Genomic DNA, 17,394 nt, shown 5'->3' with positions numbered 1-17,394 from the left:
ACATGGGTATCTAGTCTTTGAGTTTTTGTCTTGCATACGTCTGCTGAAGCACAACCATTGTGTTGGGATTGCGTCCATACGCCAGAGCTGTAATTCGATAGACGATATTAGGTGTCAGGTTTAGTGCCAAAATGCTTTGTGGGTTTATTGCATCTGTTCCAGTGTTGTTGACAAGAACACCGGAATTCTTGCTGCTATCGTCATAGGGGAGAATTTCGATCCAGTACCAGGCCCCTTGCTTGGCAGCACTTCTGTTTCGCAATATGGCGCTTGCCGGACTATCATCATCTCCGATTGCTGCGCCTGTGAATTGACCATAGCGCGCGCCGACGGGCGTAGTGGTGCCTGTATGAACACCGGTCATTTGTGTCAGCGTAATGCCCTTGGTCGAATCTGTGTTGTTCCAGAAGTCCTGTTTGTCTTTGATGTCAGGGCGATCAGCGCGCTTGATGCAAATGCCGTTTTTGCATTTCGGCGCTGTGCTGGCAATCTTGGTGGGGTCTGCCAGGTCCGCCAGAAGAGTGCCCACCTCCTGTGCTTCTAGCGGGATTTTCTCTGCAGTCGTGCGTCGGCATATGTTTCCGTCGCTGTCATTGGGTGTGCAAAAGCTGCCATCAGAGTTTTCTCCGCGAATATCGAGTTCGGCATCTTGCAAGATGGCCTGGGCTGCCTCGAAGGCTCGCTGGTAATCGGCATCATTGCCGACGATCAACTCATTGAAAAGCGATGTGCGGGATGCCCACAGGGCCAGCAGCATGGAGAGCATGACAAAGATGATTACAACGAATAGTGATATACCTCGTTGTTTTCTTTGCCGGGGAATTTTGAATGTATTCATGATATTCAGCTGACGGTAGTCAGTCCCTGGCTGCGCAGCTGGTAAATGTTGCGGAAAACCATGTGCGCTCGCCGCGTACGTGGGGCAGCCAATGTATTCATGGTGACGGATGTAGTGTTGTCGCAGTCCAGGTAGGTGGTGTTGTCCGGCATATCAATGGCTTCATTGCCATAAAGCACCAGACATATTTCCACGCCGACAACCTGCGGCCAGGCGCTTGCCACAGTAGCTGCATCGACATAGCTGATCTGCGGGGATCCACTGGATGCTGATGTCTGCAGCAAATATCGCACTTGAAAATTAGCGACATTCTGAATGATGGGCTGCGGGTTTCCTGATGCGCCCACGCAGCGCAATTCATTATTTGTGGAATTGAGCGAGAACCGGCTTTGAATCAAATTGTCATTGGGTGATTGACCGAGGCAATCGCGCAGCATGGATGCCGCATTTGTAGATGTATATACCGGCTCTTTATAGTTGCGATAACCCAAGGTGAGCTTGTATTCATTGGTGCCGGGGCTGTCCATACCGCTGATGGTATTGACCGCGGGATCGAAATCTGTGGCTTTGGTCTCAAAGGCTACCGGATCCGACATATCGATATCGGCTCCTTCTGACTTCTGTGAGGCCAGATTCAGTCTCAAGGAGCCAGCCTGGCGGATCTGTTGCCCGATGACGCGAAAAGCGTATGCGGCTTGTTGCTGCAGCATGCTGCTATCGCTGACCGTGCCGGTAACGCCTCTTGAGACCATCAGCGCACCCATGGCAACGGCTACCGTCAGAAGTCCGATGACGATGCCGACGAGTAGTTCAATCAGAGTCACGCCGCGCTGAGGCTGGCTTCTCGCGATGCTGGAGGCTTTCATAGGGATGCGTCAGGTTCCGGGGCAGAAAAACAAAGGTGCACTATTGCCTGCACGAAAGTCAGGTGCGCAGCGTGCACTGACTGGTATGTATTGAAGATGGCAAGTGAAGTTGGCGGGGCAGGAGGTGGGATCTTTGGTGCTGATGCTGCCGTCGCTCTTGATGCTGGCTCCGGTGTTGATGGCGTCCTTGTAGGCTTTTTTGGCAGCAGTGCCGGTGGCATCGCTTGCAAAGTCTTCGCGCTCGTTTTCCCGCCAGCGTATGAGCACGCCCAGTTGCCGGCGGTTGGTGATGCTGCTGGAATCGCCGTCGGCAAGGGCCAGGAAGGTGGCGGCATTGCCAAGCGGGAGAGAGCGCTCCACCAGGCGTTTCCATTCCTTGAGATCGTACTCGGCCAATTCGGCCTGGGTGCAGGTAGTGCTGCCAACGCATTTTTTGGTCGCCGCAGTGGTTGGCGGTGTTGCGGTCCAGCCCGTGACGTAGGTGTTGATGCCGCTCAGTGCATTGGGATTTACCTTCATGCGCTCGCTGAGGTCTTCAATCAAACGGATGGCTTGAGCGCGGCGCATGCTGGTCTGGGTGTCGGTCAGCGTGCGCATTTGTACGCCGAGGATGCCGAGGATGCCCAGTGCGGCAACGACAATGGCAATCAACGATTCCAGCAAAGTGATGCCTCGCTGTTTACCGGGTTGGCGAGTGTGATTCAGTTGGTGCATGGCACGTCTTTTTGTTCAATGACTCGAATTCGTCCGCCCGAAGACATGCAAATGCCCTTGGTGGCGGCAGAGGCTATTCCGGCAGGCTGAGGTGCTATCGTGAAGCCGATCAAATTGGCGCCATCCATCATTCCCCAGCGGTCGACACGGATGGTGGCGCCTGATTTGGTTCTGGTGACGGTTACTTTGGTTGGTGGTTCATAGCGCTGGATTTCCTCTCCGCTGTTCCAGCGCCTGTTGCCATTGCTGTCCACGAAGACGACCCAGCCGCAATCCCAGTCCTGGTTGGTCCCGTCGGTGACGCAGCCAACAGTGGTTCGGGGAAGCTTTTCCAGATATACGTTGCCACCGCGCTTGATAGCTTCTGAGCGGGCGAACATCAGACTGGATTTCATGATCTCCACGGCCTCCATGACGCGCCAGCGCTCAAAAATAAAATTGAAGCTGGGCACTGCAATGGCGCTGAGGACTGCGGCTATGGCAACGGTCACTATCAGCTCAATGGAAGTGAATCCGTAACTGCTGAAACCGGGGGCTGCGAGGTGCGGAGCGTTGTTTAAGCCGGGGTACATACATATTCCTCGTTGAGGGCGGGCCTGTGCCGCTGCCCAATGATCCTGTTCGTTTGGTTAACTGCATGAGCCGGTTGCAGAGTCGAGTCGCTTGATGCGTCCGCTGCTGCTGACGCAGATTGAGGATGCGCTGGCGGCGCTGCCACTTTTTGGGGTCAATCGAAATGCAAAATCGATGGCGGCATTCGTGCTTGAGAACCTTCCCCAGCGGTCGACCTTGATCGGGTCGGTCAGCTTGGCATCGCTGGTATTGGTGAACTGCACGCTTACCTTGTTGGGGGCGGGGGCAGTCTGCAATGTGTCTTCGCCGCTATCCTGCGCGCCGTCGTTGTCCAAGTCGGCAAACACAATCCAGCCGCAGCTCCAGAGGCTGGTGTCTGTGCCCACTTCTGTGCAGCCTCCGCCATCATCGCTGCGCAAAATAGTCACATTGCCGCCGCGCTTGATGGCTTCGGAGCGCGCAAAGTAAAACGTGGACTGCAATTCCTCGGATGCCTGGCGCACTCGCCAGCGTTCAATGATTGGATTGAAGCTGGGCGCGGCAATGCCGGCCAAAACGGCCAGAATGGCAACCGTGACCATGAGTTCAATGGCTGTGAAGCCTCTGGAAAAATGGCGACGCATGAGGAGCAAATTGGGCATGCTGGCATATTACGTTTCGTTGCATGCCGAATGCTTTATGACTGGATGAGTGGTCTTGATGGGGAGATCGGTGGTCGCTTTCAGCGGCGGCGGCCGGAAGCCGGGTAGGCATACCCCGCGCATGCCCCGGAGTTGGGTCTTCCCTGGCATTCCCGATAGAGTCGTCTATCGCGTTCGGCAGTTGTCTCTTCCGAACTGCTCCGGGTGTTCTGGATCTTGACCTTGCCGCTTTGCTTCTTGGCTGCTTTGTGGTTGCGCTGGCCTGCGTTGGCTGCGAGTGCTGACTGATCTGCGAGAGCGAAGGCCATCAGGGTCGCAGTGCAGAGGCTGGCAAACGAATAGCGTCTAGAAAAGCTGGTCATTGCAGATCCCCGGCTGGAGGTGATGGGCGCATTGTCCGAGTCTCGCTTAGGAGCGGGCAAGCGGGTTTGCCTGCCTTGGTCTGGTGCCTAGTCGTGCTACTGCATAGGGGATAAATCGCCTCTTGATATAATCGCCAAGTTTTGCATGGTGCAAGACGCACGCTGAGGCCTTTCCAGCCTTGGCGCAAGTAACCAAGGTGCTCCTCGTCGAGTGCCAAATCCTAAGGAAAACAAAATGATCGCTGCCGATAAGAAGGCTGAAGTTGTCAAGGCCAATGCTCGTTCCGAAAACGACACTGGTAGCCCCGAAGTGCAAGTGGCTCTGCTGACAGCTCGCATCAACGAACTGACTCCCCACTTCAAGGCTAACGCCAAGGACCACCACGGTCGTCGCGGTCTGCTGCGCATGGTGAGCCGTCGCCGCAAGCTGCTGGACTACCTGAAGTCCAAGGACGCTGACCGCTACACAGCACTGATCGCCAAGCTGGGCCTGCGCAAGTAAGCACGGTGAAAGATCGAAACGCCTGAGTTAGATTGCCTAGCTCAGGCGTTTTTTACTTCGGAGTTCGCAAAACAGAGCGAAGCTGTGTCATTCCAATGCTGCACTATTGATAGCGCTCAGCGCAGCACTGGAATGGCATCGTGTTCTGTTTGCACTCCAAATCAAGACTGGATAAGCGCATCCAGCTATTCATAAAGGAGTCATATGACCATGTTCAACAAAGTTACCAAGACCTTCCAGTGGGGCCAGCATACGGTCACCATGGAAACCGGCGAAATCGCGCGTCAGGCCTCCGGCGCCGTGCTGGTCAACATCGACGACACCGTGGTGCTGGCCACTGTCGTGGGTTCCAAGATCGCCAAGGCCGGCCAGGACTTCTTTCCCCTGACCGTTGATTACATCGAGAAGACTTATGCCGCCGGCAAGATCCCCGGCAGCTTCTTCAAGCGCGAAGCCAAGCCTTCCGAGCTGGAGACTCTGACCTCGCGTCTGATCGATCGCCCCATCCGTCCCCTGTTCCCCGAAGGCTTCTACAACGACGTGCATGTGGTCATCCACACCATTTCGCTGAATCCCGAAGTCGACGCCGACATCGCTGCCATGATCGCCACTTCGGCGGCCCTGGCTGTGTCCGGCATTCCCTTCAGCGGCCCCATCGGTGCTGCTCGCGTGGGTTACATCAACGGCGAATATGTGCTGAACCCCGGTCAGACCCAGCGCAAGGATTCTCAGATGGATCTGGTCGTTGCCGGCACCGAATCCGCCGTGCTGATGGTGGAATCCGAAGCCCTGCAACTGCCTGAAGAAGTGATGCTGGGCGCCGTGGTGTTCGGTCACGAGCAAGGCAAGATCGCCATCGACGCCATCCATGATCTGGTGCGTGAAGGCGGCAAGCCCGCATGGGACTGGACTGCTCCCGCCAAGGACGAAGCGCTGATCGCCAAGGTGGCCGAGCTGGGCGAAGCCAAGCTGCGCGCCGCTTACCAGGAGCGCAACAAGCAGGTGCGTACCCTGGCTTGCCGCACTGCATACGCTGATGTCAAGGCCGCCTTGACCGAGCAAGGCGTGGCGTTCGACGGCGTCAAGGTCGAAGGCATGCTGTTCGACATCGAAGCCGGCATCGTGCGTTCGCAGATCCTGGCGGGCGAGCCCCGCATCGACGGCCGCGACACCCGTACCGTGCGCCCCATCGAGATCCGTTCCTCCGTGCTGCCCCGCACTCACGGCTCCGCGCTGTTCACGCGTGGTGAGACTCAGGCCCTGGTGATCTCCACGCTGGGTACCGAGCGCGATGCTCAGAAGATCGATGCGCTGGCTGGCGAGTTCGAAGACCGCTTCCTGTTCCACTACAACATGCCTCCCTTTGCCACCGGTGAAGTGGGCCGCATGGGCTCGACCAAGCGCCGTGAAATCGGCCACGGCCGTCTGGCCAAGCGCGCTCTGGCGGCTTGCCTGCCGACCAAGGAAGAGTTCCCCTATACCATCCGCGTGGTGTCGGAAATCACCGAGTCCAACGGTTCCTCGTCCATGGCTTCGGTCTGCGGCGGCTGCCTGTCCATGATGGACGCCGGCGTGCCCATGAAGGCGCATGTGGCCGGTATCGCCATGGGTCTGATCAAGGAAGACAACAAGTTTGCCGTGCTGACCGACATCCTGGGTGACGAAGATCACCTGGGTGACATGGACTTCAAGGTGGCCGGTACCACCAACGGCATCACCGCCCTGCAGATGGACATCAAGATTCAGGGCATCACCAAGGAAATCATGCAGGTCGCCCTGGCTCAGGCCAAGGAAGCGCGCATGCACATCCTTGGCAAGATGCAGGAAGCCATGGGTGAAGCCAAGACCGAAGTCTCCAGCTTCGCGCCCAAGCTCTACACCATGAAGATCAACCCCGAGAAGATCCGTGACGTGATCGGCAAGGGCGGCGCCACCATCCGTGCGCTGACCGAAGAAACCGGCACCCAGATCAACATCGAAGAAGACGGCACCATCACCATTGCCGCCACCGATGGCGCCAAGGCCGAAGCCGCCAAGCTGCGCATCGAGCAGATCACGGCCGAAGTCGAGATCGGCAAGATCTACGAAGGCCCCATCGTCAAGATCCTGGAATTCGGTGCCCTGGTCAACCTGCTGCCCGGCAAGGACGGCCTGCTGCACATCAGCCAGATTGCTCACGAGCGCGTGGAAAAGGTCACTGACTACCTGCAAGAGGGTCAAGTGGTCAAGGTCAAGGTTCTGGAAACCGACGACAAGGGTCGTGTCAAGCTGTCCATGAAGGCGCTGACCGAGCGTCCTGCCGGCATGCCCGAGCGTGAGCCGCGCGAACCCCGTGGCGATCGCGAGTACCGCGAACGTGCTCCTCGCCAGAATCGCGAACCCCGCGAGAATCGCGAGCCACGTGAAAACCGCGCAGCCGCTGACGAGCAGCAGCAACAGCAGCAGTAATGGCTGAGCAGGAGTCCGCCGCGAGGCGGTCTCCTGTTTTGTCGTTTGCTGGCTGATCCTGATTTTGTAGCTGCAGGCGCTTTCTGTATAAGCGTTTGAGCTTGATTTCTTTGATAGAGCAAAGCCTGACTATGGAAGCCAACACAATGCGAGCGGTGGAAATCACCAGCTATGGTGCGCCAGACGTGCTGCGCATGGGTGTACGTCCCATGCCGGTGGCGGCTGAGGGGGAGGTGCTGATTCGCGTTGCCGCGAGCGGCATCAATCGCCCCGATGTGCTGCAGCGCAAAGGTCATTACGCGCCGCCTGCCGGGGCCTCCGATCTTCCGGGGCTGGAGGTGGCGGGTGTGATCGTGGCGGGCGATGAGGCGGCCATGGCCAAGGCGGGCTTCAAGCTCGGCGACCGCGTCTGCGCGCTGGTGGCCGGTGGCGGCTATGCGAGTTTCTGCGCTGCGCCCGTGGACCAGTGCCTGCCGGTGCCGGCGGGCTTCAGCGACGTGCAGGCGGCTGCCTTGCCCGAGACCTTTTTCACGGTCTGGAGCAATGTGTTTGACCGGGGGGCTCTGCAGCCCGGTGAAACCTTGCTGGTGCAGGGCGGCAGCAGCGGCATTGGCGTGACGGCGATTCAGCTGGCCAAGGCCTGGGGCGCGACGGTCATTGTCACGGCGGGCAGTGATGCCAAGTGCGATGACTGTCTTAAGCTCGGTGCCGACCACGCCATCAACTACAAGACCCAGGACTTTGCGGCAGAAGTGCAGCGCATCACGGCGGGCGAGGGCGTCAACGTCATTCTCGACATGGTCGCCGGCAGCTATGTGGCGCGCGAAGTCCAATGCCTGGCTCCCGATGGTCGCCTGGTCATCATCGCGGTGCAGGGCGGCGTCAAGGCCGAGTTTGATGCCGGCCTGGTGCTGCGCAAGAGACTGACCGTGACCGGCTCCACGTTGCGCCCGCGCTCCGTGGCCTTCAAGGCGGCGATCGCCGAGGCGCTCAAGCGCAATGTCTGGCCCCTGCTGGAGTCCGGCAAGGTGCGCCCAGCCATCTATCGTGAATTCGATGCTGCTGATGCGGCGCAGGCTCATGCGCTGATGGAATCCAGCCAGCACACCGGAAAAATCGTTTTGACTTGGGAAACATGAAGCAAAAACTCATTGTTGGCAACTGGAAGATGAACGGCAGCTTGGCTGCCAATGCTGCTTTGTTGCAGGCCATCAAGCAGGGTTTGCCTGCTGGCAACAAGGCGGGCGTGGCCGTGGCTGCTCCTGCGCCCTATCTGGCTCAAGTCCAGGCGGAACTTGCGGGGACATCCATTGGTGTGGGCGCACAGGATGTGTCCCAGCACGAGCAGGGCGCATTCACGGGCGAAACTTCTGCTGTCATGCTCAAGGAGTTCGGCGTGCGCTATGCGCTGGTCGGTCACTCCGAGCGTCGTCAATATCATGGCGAGACCGATGCGGTGGTCGCTGCCAAGGCCCAGGCCGCGCTGGCCAAGGGCATTACGCCCATCGTCTGCGTGGGCGAGACCCTGGCGGAGCGTGAGGCCGGTCAGACCGAGGCGGTGGTCAAGCGTCAGCTGGCAGCCGTGATTCATCAGGTCGGCCACTGCGTGAGCGAGCTGGTTGTGGCCTATGAGCCTGTCTGGGCCATAGGCACCGGCAAGACTGCCACTCCCGAGCAGGCTCAGCAGGTGCATGCCGTGCTGCGGGCGCAGCTGGCGGCGGCCAGCGACAAGGCTGATCGCGTGCCTCTGCTTTATGGCGGCAGCATGAATGCAGGCAATGCGGCACAGCTGCTGGCTCAGGCCGATATTGACGGTGGCCTGATCGGTGGCGCTGCTCTCAAGGCCCCGGATTTCCTCACCATTATTGCGGCAGCGCAATAATTCGTCTGCGCCGCACTCCGGTGTGGTGCGCAATGATTCAGACTTTTAGGTTTTGATATGAACGTCTTTTCCAGCGTCATTCTCGCGGTCCAGATGCTGGCCGCTCTGGGCATGATCGGCCTCATTCTCATGCAGCACGGCAAGGGTGCCGATATGGGGGCTTCCTTTGGTAGCGGTTCGTCGGGTAGCCTGTTTGGCGCCTCGGGCAGCGCCAACTTCCTGTCGCGTTCCACCGCGGCTCTGGCCACCGTGTTCTTCGTGGCTACATTGGCACTGGCTTATCTGGGCAACGCTCGCCCAGTGAGCTCGGGTAGTGTGCTGGAGGGCGCTGCTCCTGTTTCGGCTCCTGCGCCTGCTGCCAATGTGCCGCCCGCAGCTGCTGGCGATGCTGCCGTGCCTCCTGCTGCTCCGGCGGCTGGTGCTGAGGGCGCAGCCCAGATCCCAACGAAATAATTTGGAGAAAATCCTGAAGAACCCCAAAGAGTGGGGTTTTTCAGGCTAGAATCTAGGGATTGTCTGGGGATCAGAATCTTTGCAACGAAGGTTCCAGGGATTGCCGGACTTTGAGACGAAGCCGTCGTGGTGGAATTGGTAGACACGCTATCTTGAGGGGGTAGTGGCGAAAGCTGTGCGAGTTCGAGTCTCGCCGACGGCACCAACACATAACTAAAAACCTGCCCTGCTGATCAGGCAGTGATCGGTGAGGCATGTTTTCATAACAAGGCCCACTCGATGAACATCGATCAGTACCTTCCCGTTCTTCTGTTCATTCTTATTGGCATGGCTGTGGGTGTTGTACCCCTGGTGCTCGGCTACGTGCTGGGTCCCAACCGCCCTGATGCTGCCAAGAACTCCCCCTACGAATGCGGTTTCGAGGCGTTTGAAGACGCTCGAATGAAGTTTGATGTGCGCTACTACCTGGTCGCCATCCTGTTCATTCTGTTCGACTTGGAAATCGCATTTCTGCTGCCCTGGGCTGTCGCACTCAAAGATGTCGGCGGCGTGGGTTTTGTTGCTGTCCTGATTTTCCTGGCCATTCTGGTCGTGGGCTTTGCCTACGAGTGGAAAAAAGGCGCCCTGGATTGGGAATAAGCAGCTTTTCTGAGGAAACACGATGATCGAAGGCGTGATGAAGGAAGGCTTCGTCACCACCAGTTATGACACGGTGGTGAACTGGGCCAAGACAGGGTCGATCTGGCCCATGACATTTGGCCTGGCCTGCTGTGCGGTGGAGATGATGCACGCAGCAGCTGCTCGCTATGACATCGGTCGCTTCGGCTCCGAAGTGTTCCGTGCCAGCCCCCGCCACTCTGACCTGATGATTGTTGCCGGTACGCTGTGCAACAAGATGGCTCCCGCGATGCGCAAGGTGTACGACCAGATGTCCGAGCCGCGCTGGGTAATTTCCATGGGCTCCTGCGCCAATGGTGGCGGTTACTACCACTACAGCTACTCGGTGGTGCGTGGTTGCGACCGCATTGTTCCCGTCGACGTCTATGTGCCTGGTTGCCCCCCGACAGCGGAAGCGCTGATCTACGGCATCATCCAGCTGCAGCAGAAGATTCGTCGTACCCACACCATCGCTCGCGTTTAAAGGGCTGAGATGACTGCAATTGCAATTCACCCCGAGAAGCTTCGGGATGTGGTTACTGCTGCCTTGGGTGACAGGGTGCGCTCCGTCACTCTGGCCTATGGCGAAGTGACGGTGGAAGTATCCGCTGACAAGTATCTGGACGTGATGCAGATTCTGCGCAATGCCCCGGACTGCCAGTTCGAGATGCTGCTGGATCTGTGCGGCGTGGACTATTCCACTTATGCGGAAGTCGGCAAGGACGGTCCGCGTTTTGCCGTTGTATCCCACCTGATGTCTCTGACGTTGAACCAGCGCCTGCGTGTGCGTGTGTATTGCGCCGACGACGACTTCCCCGTGGTGGCCTCGATCAACCCCATCTGGAACTCGGCCAACTGGTTCGAGCGCGAAGCCTTCGATCTGTTCGGCATCGTGTTCGAAGGTCACGAAGACCTGCGTCGTATCCTGACTGACTATGGCTTCATCGGCCATCCATTCCGCAAGGATTTCCCCCTGTCCGGTCACGTGGAAATGCGCTACGACGCCGAACAGCAACGTGTGGTGTACCAGCCCGTCACGATCGAGCCTCGCGAAATCACGCCGCGCATCATTCGTGAAGAAAACTACGGCGGAGGCCTGCACTAAAGGCGCACGTCGCCTTTTGACGGAAGACCATGGCTGAAATCAAGAACTATTCCCTGAACTTTGGTCCGCAGCACCCGGCAGCGCACGGTGTGCTGCGTCTGGTGTTGGAGCTCGATGGCGAAGTGGTGCAGCGCGCCGACCCGCACATCGGTCTGCTGCACCGCGCGACCGAAAAGCTGGCCGAAAGCAAGACCTATATCCAGTCGCTGCCCTATATGGACCGTCTGGATTACTGCTCGATGATGAGCAACGAGCACGCTTACTGCCTGGCCATTGAAAAACTGATGGGCATCGAAGTGCCCATCCGTGCCCAGTACATCCGTGTGATGTTCTCGGAAATCACCCGCATCATGAATCACCTGATGTGGCTGGGTTCCTCGGGCAACGATGCCGGCAGCTCGACCATCCTGATCTACAGCTTCCGCGAGCGCGAAGCGCTGATGGACATGTACGAAGCAGTGTCGGGTGCGCGCATGCACGCGGCTTACTTCCGTCCCGGTGGCGTGTATCGCGACCTGCCGGACAGCATGCCCCAGTACAAGGCCAGCAAGGTGCGCAATGTGCGCTCCATGGAGGCCATGAACGAAGACCGCAAGGGCTCGCTGCTGGACTTCATCGATGCTTTCACGCAGCGCTTCCCCAAGTGCGCGGACGAGTACGAAACCCTGCTCACCGACAACCGCATCTGGAAGCAGCGTAACGTCGGCATCGGTGTGGTGTCTGCGGAACGCGCCATCAATCTGGGCCTGACCGGTCCCATGCTGCGCGCCTCGGGCCTGCCCTGGGACATGCGCAAGACCCAGCCCTACGAGGTCTACGACAAGCTGGACTTCGATATTCCTGTGGGTGCCACGGGCGACTGCTACGACCGCTACCTGGTTCGCATGGCCGAGATGCGCGAGTCCAACAAGATCATCAAGCAATGCGTGGACTGGCTGCGTGTCAATCCCGGCCCGGTGATCACGGACAATCACAAGGTTGCGCCCGCAAGCCGTGAAGCCATGAAGTCCAACATGGAAGAGCTGATTCACCACTTCAAGCTCTTTACCGAAGGCTTCAAGGTTCCCGAAGGCGAGGCTTACGCTTCCGTCGAGCATCCCAAGGGTGAGTTCGGCATTTATTTGATCAGCGATGGTGCCAACAAGCCCTATCGACTGAAGATTCGTCCACCAGGATTTGCGCACATGGCTGCTCTCGATGAACTGAGCCGTGGCCATATGCTGGCTGACGCCGTGATGGTGCTCAGTACCCTGGACATCGTGTTTGGAGACGTTGACCGATGATTACCGAAGCGACCAGAGAACGCTTTGCGCGTGAGGTGGCAAAGTATCCGGCTGACCAGAAACAGTCTGCCGTCATGGCTTGCCTGTCTATCGTGCAGCAGGAGCAGGGCTGGGTCAGCCAGGAAAGCGAGGCAGTGATTGCCGAAGTCCTGGGCATGGCCGAGATTGCGGTGCACGAAGTCACCACTTTCTACAACATGTACAACCAGCAACCCGTTGGCAAGTACAAGCTCAATGTCTGCACCAATCTGCCATGCCAGCTGCGTGACGGCTACAAGGCCTTGCACCACCTGGAGCACAAGCTGGGCATCAAGATGGGCGAGACCACCAAGGATGGCCTGTTCACGCTGCAGCAGTCCGAGTGCCTGGGCGCCTGCGCCGATTCGCCCGTGATGCTGGTCAACGACCGTTGCATGTGCAGCTTCATGAGCAATGAAAAGCTCGACGAGCTGGTCGACGGCCTGCGCGCAGCGGAGGGCAAGGCATGAGCACGATTCTGAACAATCCTGCCGCCAATGCCGTGCTGGCCAAGTTCGCATCGACCGGCAATGAAACCTGCTTCCACGACCGTCACATCAACCCCCAGATCTATGCGGATCTGAACGGCAGCAACTGGTCCATCAAGGACTATGAAGCACGCGGCGGCTATCAGGCCCTGCGCAAGCTGCTGGGCAAGGATGGCGGCGAAGGTCTGACGCAAGATCAGGTCATCGCGACGCTCAAGGAGTCCGGTCTGCGCGGCCGTGGCGGTGCGGGCTTTCCCACGGGTCTGAAGTGGAGCTTCATGCCCCGCCAGTTCCCCGGTCAGAAGCACCTGGTCTGCAACTCGGATGAGGGCGAACCCGGTACCTGCAAGGACCGCGACATCCTGATGTTCAACCCGCACATCGTGATCGAAGGCATGATCATTGCCGCTTTCGCGATGGGCATCAGCATCGGCTACAACTACATCCACGGCGAGATCTTCGAAGTCTATGAGCGCTTCGAGGCGGCCCTGGAAGAAGCCCGTGCGGCCGGCTACCTGGGTGACAACATCCTGGGCAGCAGCTTCAGCTTCCAGCTGCATGCCCACCATGGCTTTGGCGCCTACATCTGCGGCGAAGAAACCGCGCTGCTGGAATCGCTGGAAGGCAAGAAGGGTCAGCCCCGCTTCAAGCCGCCATTCCCCGCCAGCTTCGGTCTCTACGGCAAGCCCACGACCATCAACAACACCGAGACTTTTGCGGCCGTTCCCTGGATCATCCGCAACGGTGGCCAGGCCTATCTGGAATGTGGCAAGCCCAACAACGGCGGCACCAAGATCTTCTCGGTCAGCGGCGACGTGAACCTGCCCGGCAACTACGAAGTTCCCATGGGCACGCCTTTCAGCAAGCTGCTGGAGCTGGCCGGCGGTGTGCGCACCGGACGCAAGCTCAAGGCCGTGATCCCCGGCGGCTCTTCGTCGCCCGTGCTGCCTGCCGACATCATCATGGACTGCACGATGGACTATGACTCCATCTCCAAGGCCGGCTCCATGCTGGGTTCGGGCGCCGTGATCGTGATGGATGATTCGCGCGACATGGTCGAGTGCCTGCTGCGTCTGTCGTACTTCTATTCGCACGAGTCCTGCGGCCAGTGCACGCCCTGCCGTGAAGGCACGGGCTGGCTGTGGCGCGTGGTGAACCGTATTCAGCACGGCGAAGGCCGTCCGGAAGATATCGAGCTGTTGGACTCGGTATCCGTGAACATCATGGGCCGCACGATCTGTGCGCTCGGCGACGCGGCAGCCATGCCGGTTCGCGCCATGATCAAGCACTTCCGCCACGAGTTCGAAGCGAAGATCCAGAACGCTTCCAAACAGGCAGCATGAGCGCCTGATCGCGAGACAAGCATATGGTTGAAATTGAACTGGACGGAAAAAAGGTCGAGGTGACGGAAGGCAGCATGGTCATGCATGCAGCCGAGAAGGCCGGCACCTACATTCCTCACTTCTGCTACCACAAGAAGCTATCCATTGCGGCCAACTGCCGCATGTGCCTTGTGGATGTGGAAAAGGCTCCCAAGCCCATGCCCGCCTGCGCCACGCCAGTGACGCAGGGCATGATCGTGCGCACCAAGAGCGAGAAGGCCATCAAGGCACAACAGTCGGTGATGGAGTTCCTGCTCATCAATCACCCGCTGGACTGCCCCATCTGCGACCAGGGCGGCGAATGCCAGCTCCAGGATCTGGCAGTGGGTTATGGCAGCAGCTCTTCGCGTTACGAAGAAGAAAAGCGCGTGGTGTTCCACAAAAACGTGGGGCCGCTGATTTCCATGGAGGAAATGAGCCGCTGCATTCACTGCACACGTTGCGTGCGCTTTGGCCAGGAAGTGGCCGGCGTCATGGAACTGGGCATGATTCACCGCGGCGAGCACTCCGAGATCACCACCGTGGTGGGCGATAGCGTGGACTCCGAGTTGTCGGGCAATATGATCGACATCTGCCCCGTGGGCGCGTTGACCAGCAAGCCCTTCCGCTACAGCGCCCGTACCTGGGAACTGTCGCGCCGCAAGTCGGTGGCTCCGCACGACTCCACAGGCTCCAACCTGATCGTTCAGGTCAAGAACCACAAGGTCATGCGCGTTGTGCCCTTCGAGAACGAAGAAGTCAACGAATGCTGGATTGCCGACCGCGACCGTTTCTCCTATGAAGCGCTGAACAGCGACGAACGCCTCACCAAGCCCATGCTCAAGCAGGGCGGCGAGTGGAAGGAAGTCGACTGGCAGACCGCCCTCGAATATGTGGCTAACGGCCTGCAGCAGATCAAGAGCAACCATGGCGCCAGCGCCATCGGCGCTCTGGTCAGCCCTCACAGCACAGTGGAAGAGCTGTTCCTGGCCGGCAAGCTGGTGCGCGGCATCGGTAGCGAGAACATCGACTACCGTCTGCGCAATGCCGAGTTCGCTGCCACGCAAGGCGTGCAGTGGCTGGGTCTGCCCATCGCTGCATTGAGCAACCTGCAGTCGGCTCTGATCGTGGGCTCCAACCTGCGCAAGGACCATCCGCTGTTCGCGCAGCGCATTCGCCAGGCTGCCAAGAAGGGCTGCAAGGTCTTCGCCATCAACGATCGCATCCATGACTGGGCCTTGCCTGTCAACGCATCGGTGGTCGCTGCCGGCGACTGGGCTCAGGCTCTGGCCGATGTGGCCGCTGCCGTGGCCGAAGCCAAGGGTGTCTCGGCACCCGTGGCCGGTCAGGCCCATGACGAAGCCAAGGCGATTGCCGCTGCATTGCTGGCCGGCGAGCAAAAGGCCGTGCTGCTGGGCAATGCCGCAGCGCACCATGCTCAGGCTTCTGCACTGCTGGCTCTGGCCAGCTGGGTTGCCGAACAGACCGGTGCTGCCGTGGGCTATCTGACCGAAGCCGCCAACACCGTGGGCGCGCAATGGGTCAAGGCCATGCCTGCTGGCAACGGTCTGAATGCGGCTCAGATGATTGACGGTGGCCTGAAGGCTGCCATCTTGCTGAACAACGAGCCCGAGTTCGACAGCGCTGCCGGCAAGGCCGCCATCGCTGGTCTGAACAAGGCCGAGATGGTGGTGACTCTGAGCCCCTTCAAGGCCAATCTGGAATTCAGCGATGTGCTGCTGCCCATTGCTCCGTTCACGGAAACCTCGGGCAGCTTTGTCAACGCCGAAGGCCGTCTGCAGAGCTTCCACGCCGTGGTCAAGCCTCTGGCCGACACGCGTCCCGCATGGAAGGTGCTGCGCGTGCTGGCCAACCTGATGGGTGTGCCGGGCGTGGACTATGAGACGTCGCAGGACGTGCTGGCTGAGGCCACCGGCGGCGCTGCACAAGTGCCTGCCAATGTGCTGAGCAACGCGGCCCAGGCCGTGAGCGCAGTGCCTGCCGGCACAGTGACTGCGCCTGCAGTCGCCAGCATTTACCAGCTCGACAGCATCGTGCGCCGCGCTACGTCGCTGCAATTGACGGCTGACGCTCGTCAGGTTCGTGAGGGAGGCGCCGCATGATCGACGCATTGAAAGCCTGGGGCGCGGGCCTGTCCGCCGCTCCTTTCTGGACCGATGTGGCCTGGCCCGTCATCTGGATTCTGCTCGGCATCGTGGCCATCGTGGCTCCCCTGATGGGTGCCGTGGCCTACCTCACATTGTGGGAACGCAAGCTGCTGGGTTTCATGCAAATCCGTCTGGGCCCCAACCGCGTGGGTCCCTCGGGTCTGCTGCAGCCTCTGGCTGACGGCCTGAAGCTGCTGACCAAGGAACTGATTCAGCCCACGGCAGCTGCCAAGGGCCTGTTCTATGTGGGCCCCGTCATGGCCATCATGCCGGCCCTGGCGGCCTGGGTGGTGATTCCCTTTGCCCCCGATGTGGCCCTGGCCAACGTGAATGCAGGTCTGCTGCTGCTCATGGCCATCACTTCCATCGAAGTCTATGGCGTGATCATTGCGGGCTGGGCTTCCAACTCCAAGTACGCCTTCCTGGGCGCGCTGCGTGCCTCGGCCCAGATGGTGAGCTACGAAATCGCGCTGGGCTTCTGTTTCCTGGTGGTCATCATGGTCACGGGCAGCATGAACCTCTCGGCCATCGTGATGAGCCAGGGTCAAGGTCAGTTCGCATCCATGGGCATGAGCATCCTGTCCTGGAACTGGTTGCCCCTGCTGCCCATCTTCATCGTCTACCTGATCTCGGTCGTTGCCGAAACCAACCGTCACCCGTTTGACGTGGTCGAAGGCGAAGCCGAAATCGTGGCAGGTCACATGGTCGAGTACTCGGGCATGGGCTTTGCGGTCTTCTTCCTGGCCGAATACGCGAGCATGTGGCTGGTTTCCATCCTGGCCGTGATCATGTTCCTGGGCGGCTGGTTGCCTCCGTTCGACTTCCTGGGTTTCATCCCCGGTTGGATCTGGCTGGCGATCAAGACCTTCCTGGTGGTGTCGTGCTTCATCTGGATTCGCGCTACCTTCCCGCGCTTCCGTTATGACCAGATCATGCGTCTGGGTTGGAAGATCTTCATTCCCGTCACCCTGGTGTGGCTGGTGGTTGTGGGTGCTTGGCTGTACTCGCCCTGGAACATCTGGAAATAAGCGGAGT

General features: G+C 59.3%; 18 protein-coding genes and 1 tRNA gene. 14 read left to right on the top strand and 5 right to left on the bottom strand.

Translation table 11 applies throughout. From position 1 onward, the window contains the following. Positions 1-10: 10 nt before the first annotated feature. From Cth01_RS00775 to Cth01_RS00755, 5 genes are read right to left on the bottom strand one after another with little or no spacing between them, the layout of a single operon-like run. The gene (locus Cth01_RS00775; protein WP_045838314.1) at positions 11-838 is read right to left on the bottom strand and encodes a pilus assembly PilX family protein; all 828 of its coding nucleotides are present in this window, start codon (positions 836-838) and stop codon (positions 11-13) included. A 5-nt stretch (positions 839-843) separates the two neighbouring features. Next, positions 844-1,704: a PilW family protein gene (locus Cth01_RS00770; protein ID WP_012837307.1), complete on the bottom strand. Its 861-nt coding sequence runs from the start codon at positions 1,702-1,704 to the stop codon at positions 844-846. Positions 1,705-1,713: 9 nt separating this feature from the next. Beyond that, the gene (pilV, locus tag Cth01_RS00765; RefSeq protein ID WP_045838313.1) at positions 1,714-2,418 is read right to left on the bottom strand and encodes a type IV pilus modification protein PilV; all 705 of its coding nucleotides are present in this window, start codon (positions 2,416-2,418) and stop codon (positions 1,714-1,716) included. Beyond that, positions 2,406-2,990 carry a GspH/FimT family pseudopilin gene (locus Cth01_RS00760; protein ID WP_174446995.1) on the bottom strand — a complete coding sequence of 195 codons (585 nt, stop codon included), beginning with the start codon at positions 2,988-2,990 and terminating at the stop codon, positions 2,406-2,408. The genes pilV and Cth01_RS00760 overlap by 13 nt, the downstream gene beginning before the upstream one ends. A gap of 57 nt (positions 2,991-3,047) precedes the next feature. Further along, positions 3,048-3,632: a GspH/FimT family pseudopilin gene (locus tag Cth01_RS00755; protein WP_045838312.1), complete on the bottom strand. Its 585-nt coding sequence runs from the start codon at positions 3,630-3,632 to the stop codon at positions 3,048-3,050. 597 nt (positions 3,633-4,229) lie between these two features. Here Cth01_RS00755 and rpsO point away from each other — a divergent pair. The 14 genes from rpsO to nuoH all read left to right on the top strand — a co-directional run bounded on the left by rpsO (position 4,230) and on the right by nuoH (position 17,387). Continuing rightward, a complete protein-coding gene (gene rpsO / locus Cth01_RS00750; RefSeq protein ID WP_003057844.1) occupies positions 4,230-4,496 on the top strand; it encodes a 30S ribosomal protein S15 in 267 nt (88 codons plus the stop codon). A gap of 204 nt (positions 4,497-4,700) precedes the next feature. Then, a complete protein-coding gene (pnp, locus tag Cth01_RS00745; RefSeq protein ID WP_003064373.1) occupies positions 4,701-6,944 on the top strand; it encodes a polyribonucleotide nucleotidyltransferase in 2,244 nt (747 codons plus the stop codon). Between the two features lie 131 nt (positions 6,945-7,075). After that, the gene (locus Cth01_RS00740; protein WP_034349079.1) at positions 7,076-8,083 is read left to right on the top strand and encodes an NAD(P)H-quinone oxidoreductase; all 1,008 of its coding nucleotides are present in this window, start codon (positions 7,076-7,078) and stop codon (positions 8,081-8,083) included. Next, positions 8,080-8,826, top strand: a complete 747-nt coding sequence (tpiA, locus tag Cth01_RS00735) for a triose-phosphate isomerase (RefSeq protein ID WP_034359791.1) — start codon at positions 8,080-8,082, stop codon at positions 8,824-8,826. The genes Cth01_RS00740 and tpiA overlap by 4 nt, the downstream gene beginning before the upstream one ends. Before the next feature lie 57 nt (positions 8,827-8,883). Beyond that, the gene (gene secG / locus Cth01_RS00730) at positions 8,884-9,279 is read left to right on the top strand and encodes a preprotein translocase subunit SecG (RefSeq protein WP_045838311.1); all 396 of its coding nucleotides are present in this window, start codon (positions 8,884-8,886) and stop codon (positions 9,277-9,279) included. A 120-nt stretch (positions 9,280-9,399) separates the two neighbouring features. After that, positions 9,400-9,484 (top strand) — tRNA-Leu (locus tag Cth01_RS00725). 74 nt (positions 9,485-9,558) lie between these two features. Beyond that, complete coding sequence (locus tag Cth01_RS00720) at positions 9,559-9,918, top strand: NADH-quinone oxidoreductase subunit A (protein ID WP_003064381.1); 360 nt, start codon at positions 9,559-9,561, stop codon at positions 9,916-9,918. Between the two features lie 22 nt (positions 9,919-9,940). Beyond that, positions 9,941-10,420 carry a NuoB/complex I 20 kDa subunit family protein gene (locus Cth01_RS00715; RefSeq protein ID WP_003057832.1) on the top strand — a complete coding sequence of 160 codons (480 nt, stop codon included), beginning with the start codon at positions 9,941-9,943 and terminating at the stop codon, positions 10,418-10,420. Between the two features lie 9 nt (positions 10,421-10,429). Beyond that, positions 10,430-11,041 carry an NADH-quinone oxidoreductase subunit C gene (locus tag Cth01_RS00710; RefSeq protein WP_012837316.1) on the top strand — a complete coding sequence of 204 codons (612 nt, stop codon included), beginning with the start codon at positions 10,430-10,432 and terminating at the stop codon, positions 11,039-11,041. A 29-nt stretch (positions 11,042-11,070) separates the two neighbouring features. After that, positions 11,071-12,324, top strand: a complete 1,254-nt coding sequence (locus Cth01_RS00705) for an NADH-quinone oxidoreductase subunit D (RefSeq protein ID WP_003076498.1) — start codon at positions 11,071-11,073, stop codon at positions 12,322-12,324. Next, entirely contained in the window at positions 12,321-12,812 is a 492-nt protein-coding gene (nuoE, locus tag Cth01_RS00700; RefSeq protein ID WP_003057829.1) for an NADH-quinone oxidoreductase subunit NuoE, read from the top strand. The genes Cth01_RS00705 and nuoE overlap by 4 nt, the downstream gene beginning before the upstream one ends. Next, complete coding sequence (gene nuoF, locus Cth01_RS00695; RefSeq protein ID WP_003064388.1) at positions 12,809-14,173, top strand: NADH-quinone oxidoreductase subunit NuoF; 1,365 nt, start codon at positions 12,809-12,811, stop codon at positions 14,171-14,173. Before nuoE ends, nuoF begins: the two co-directional genes overlap by 4 nt. Positions 14,174-14,196: 23 nt before the next feature. Continuing rightward, positions 14,197-16,314 (top strand): NADH-quinone oxidoreductase subunit NuoG, encoded by a 2,118-nt coding sequence (gene nuoG / locus Cth01_RS00690; RefSeq protein WP_045838310.1) that lies wholly within the window; start codon positions 14,197-14,199, stop codon positions 16,312-16,314. Next, a complete protein-coding gene (gene nuoH / locus Cth01_RS00685) occupies positions 16,311-17,387 on the top strand; it encodes an NADH-quinone oxidoreductase subunit NuoH (RefSeq protein ID WP_003057825.1) in 1,077 nt (358 codons plus the stop codon). The genes nuoG and nuoH overlap by 4 nt, the downstream gene beginning before the upstream one ends. Positions 17,388-17,394 lie beyond the last annotated feature (7 nt).

This window comes from Comamonas thiooxydans, from assembly GCF_000964545.1.
Lineage (GTDB): Bacteria > Pseudomonadota > Gammaproteobacteria > Burkholderiales > Burkholderiaceae_C > Comamonas > Comamonas thiooxydans.
Note: the sequence above shows the minus strand (reverse complement) of the source record. Positions and strands in the feature narration are given on the sequence as shown.

What these genes read in the sequence shown, in the direction of transcription:
- pnp (WP_003064373.1), top strand. Translation starts at nt 4,701, where the DNA reads ATGACCATGTTCAACAAAGTTACCAAGACCTTCCAGTGGGGCCAGCAT.
- secG (WP_045838311.1), top strand. Translation starts at nt 8,884, where the DNA reads ATGAACGTCTTTTCCAGCGTCATTCTCGCGGTCCAGATGCTGGCCGCT.
- nuoE (WP_003057829.1), top strand. Translation starts at nt 12,321, where the DNA reads ATGATTACCGAAGCGACCAGAGAACGCTTTGCGCGTGAGGTGGCAAAG.
- pilV (WP_045838313.1), bottom strand. Translation starts at nt 2,418, where the DNA reads ATGCACCAACTGAATCACACTCGCCAACCCGGTAAACAGCGAGGCATC.
- Cth01_RS00760 (WP_174446995.1), bottom strand. Translation starts at nt 2,990, where the DNA reads ATGTACCCCGGCTTAAACAACGCTCCGCACCTCGCAGCCCCCGGTTTC.
- Cth01_RS00710 (WP_012837316.1), top strand. Translation starts at nt 10,430, where the DNA reads ATGACTGCAATTGCAATTCACCCCGAGAAGCTTCGGGATGTGGTTACT.
- Cth01_RS00775 (WP_045838314.1), bottom strand. Translation starts at nt 838, where the DNA reads ATGAATACATTCAAAATTCCCCGGCAAAGAAAACAACGAGGTATATCA.
- nuoG (WP_045838310.1), top strand. Translation starts at nt 14,197, where the DNA reads ATGGTTGAAATTGAACTGGACGGAAAAAAGGTCGAGGTGACGGAAGGC.
- Cth01_RS00755 (WP_045838312.1), bottom strand. Translation starts at nt 3,632, where the DNA reads ATGCCCAATTTGCTCCTCATGCGTCGCCATTTTTCCAGAGGCTTCACA.
- nuoF (WP_003064388.1), top strand. Translation starts at nt 12,809, where the DNA reads ATGAGCACGATTCTGAACAATCCTGCCGCCAATGCCGTGCTGGCCAAG.
- Cth01_RS00720 (WP_003064381.1), top strand. Translation starts at nt 9,559, where the DNA reads ATGAACATCGATCAGTACCTTCCCGTTCTTCTGTTCATTCTTATTGGC.
- Cth01_RS00740 (WP_034349079.1), top strand. Translation starts at nt 7,076, where the DNA reads ATGGAAGCCAACACAATGCGAGCGGTGGAAATCACCAGCTATGGTGCG.
- rpsO (WP_003057844.1), top strand. Translation starts at nt 4,230, where the DNA reads ATGATCGCTGCCGATAAGAAGGCTGAAGTTGTCAAGGCCAATGCTCGT.
- Cth01_RS00715 (WP_003057832.1), top strand. Translation starts at nt 9,941, where the DNA reads ATGATCGAAGGCGTGATGAAGGAAGGCTTCGTCACCACCAGTTATGAC.
- Cth01_RS00705 (WP_003076498.1), top strand. Translation starts at nt 11,071, where the DNA reads ATGGCTGAAATCAAGAACTATTCCCTGAACTTTGGTCCGCAGCACCCG.
- nuoH (WP_003057825.1), top strand. Translation starts at nt 16,311, where the DNA reads ATGATCGACGCATTGAAAGCCTGGGGCGCGGGCCTGTCCGCCGCTCCT.
- Cth01_RS00770 (WP_012837307.1), bottom strand. Translation starts at nt 1,704, where the DNA reads ATGAAAGCCTCCAGCATCGCGAGAAGCCAGCCTCAGCGCGGCGTGACT.
- tpiA (WP_034359791.1), top strand. Translation starts at nt 8,080, where the DNA reads ATGAAGCAAAAACTCATTGTTGGCAACTGGAAGATGAACGGCAGCTTG.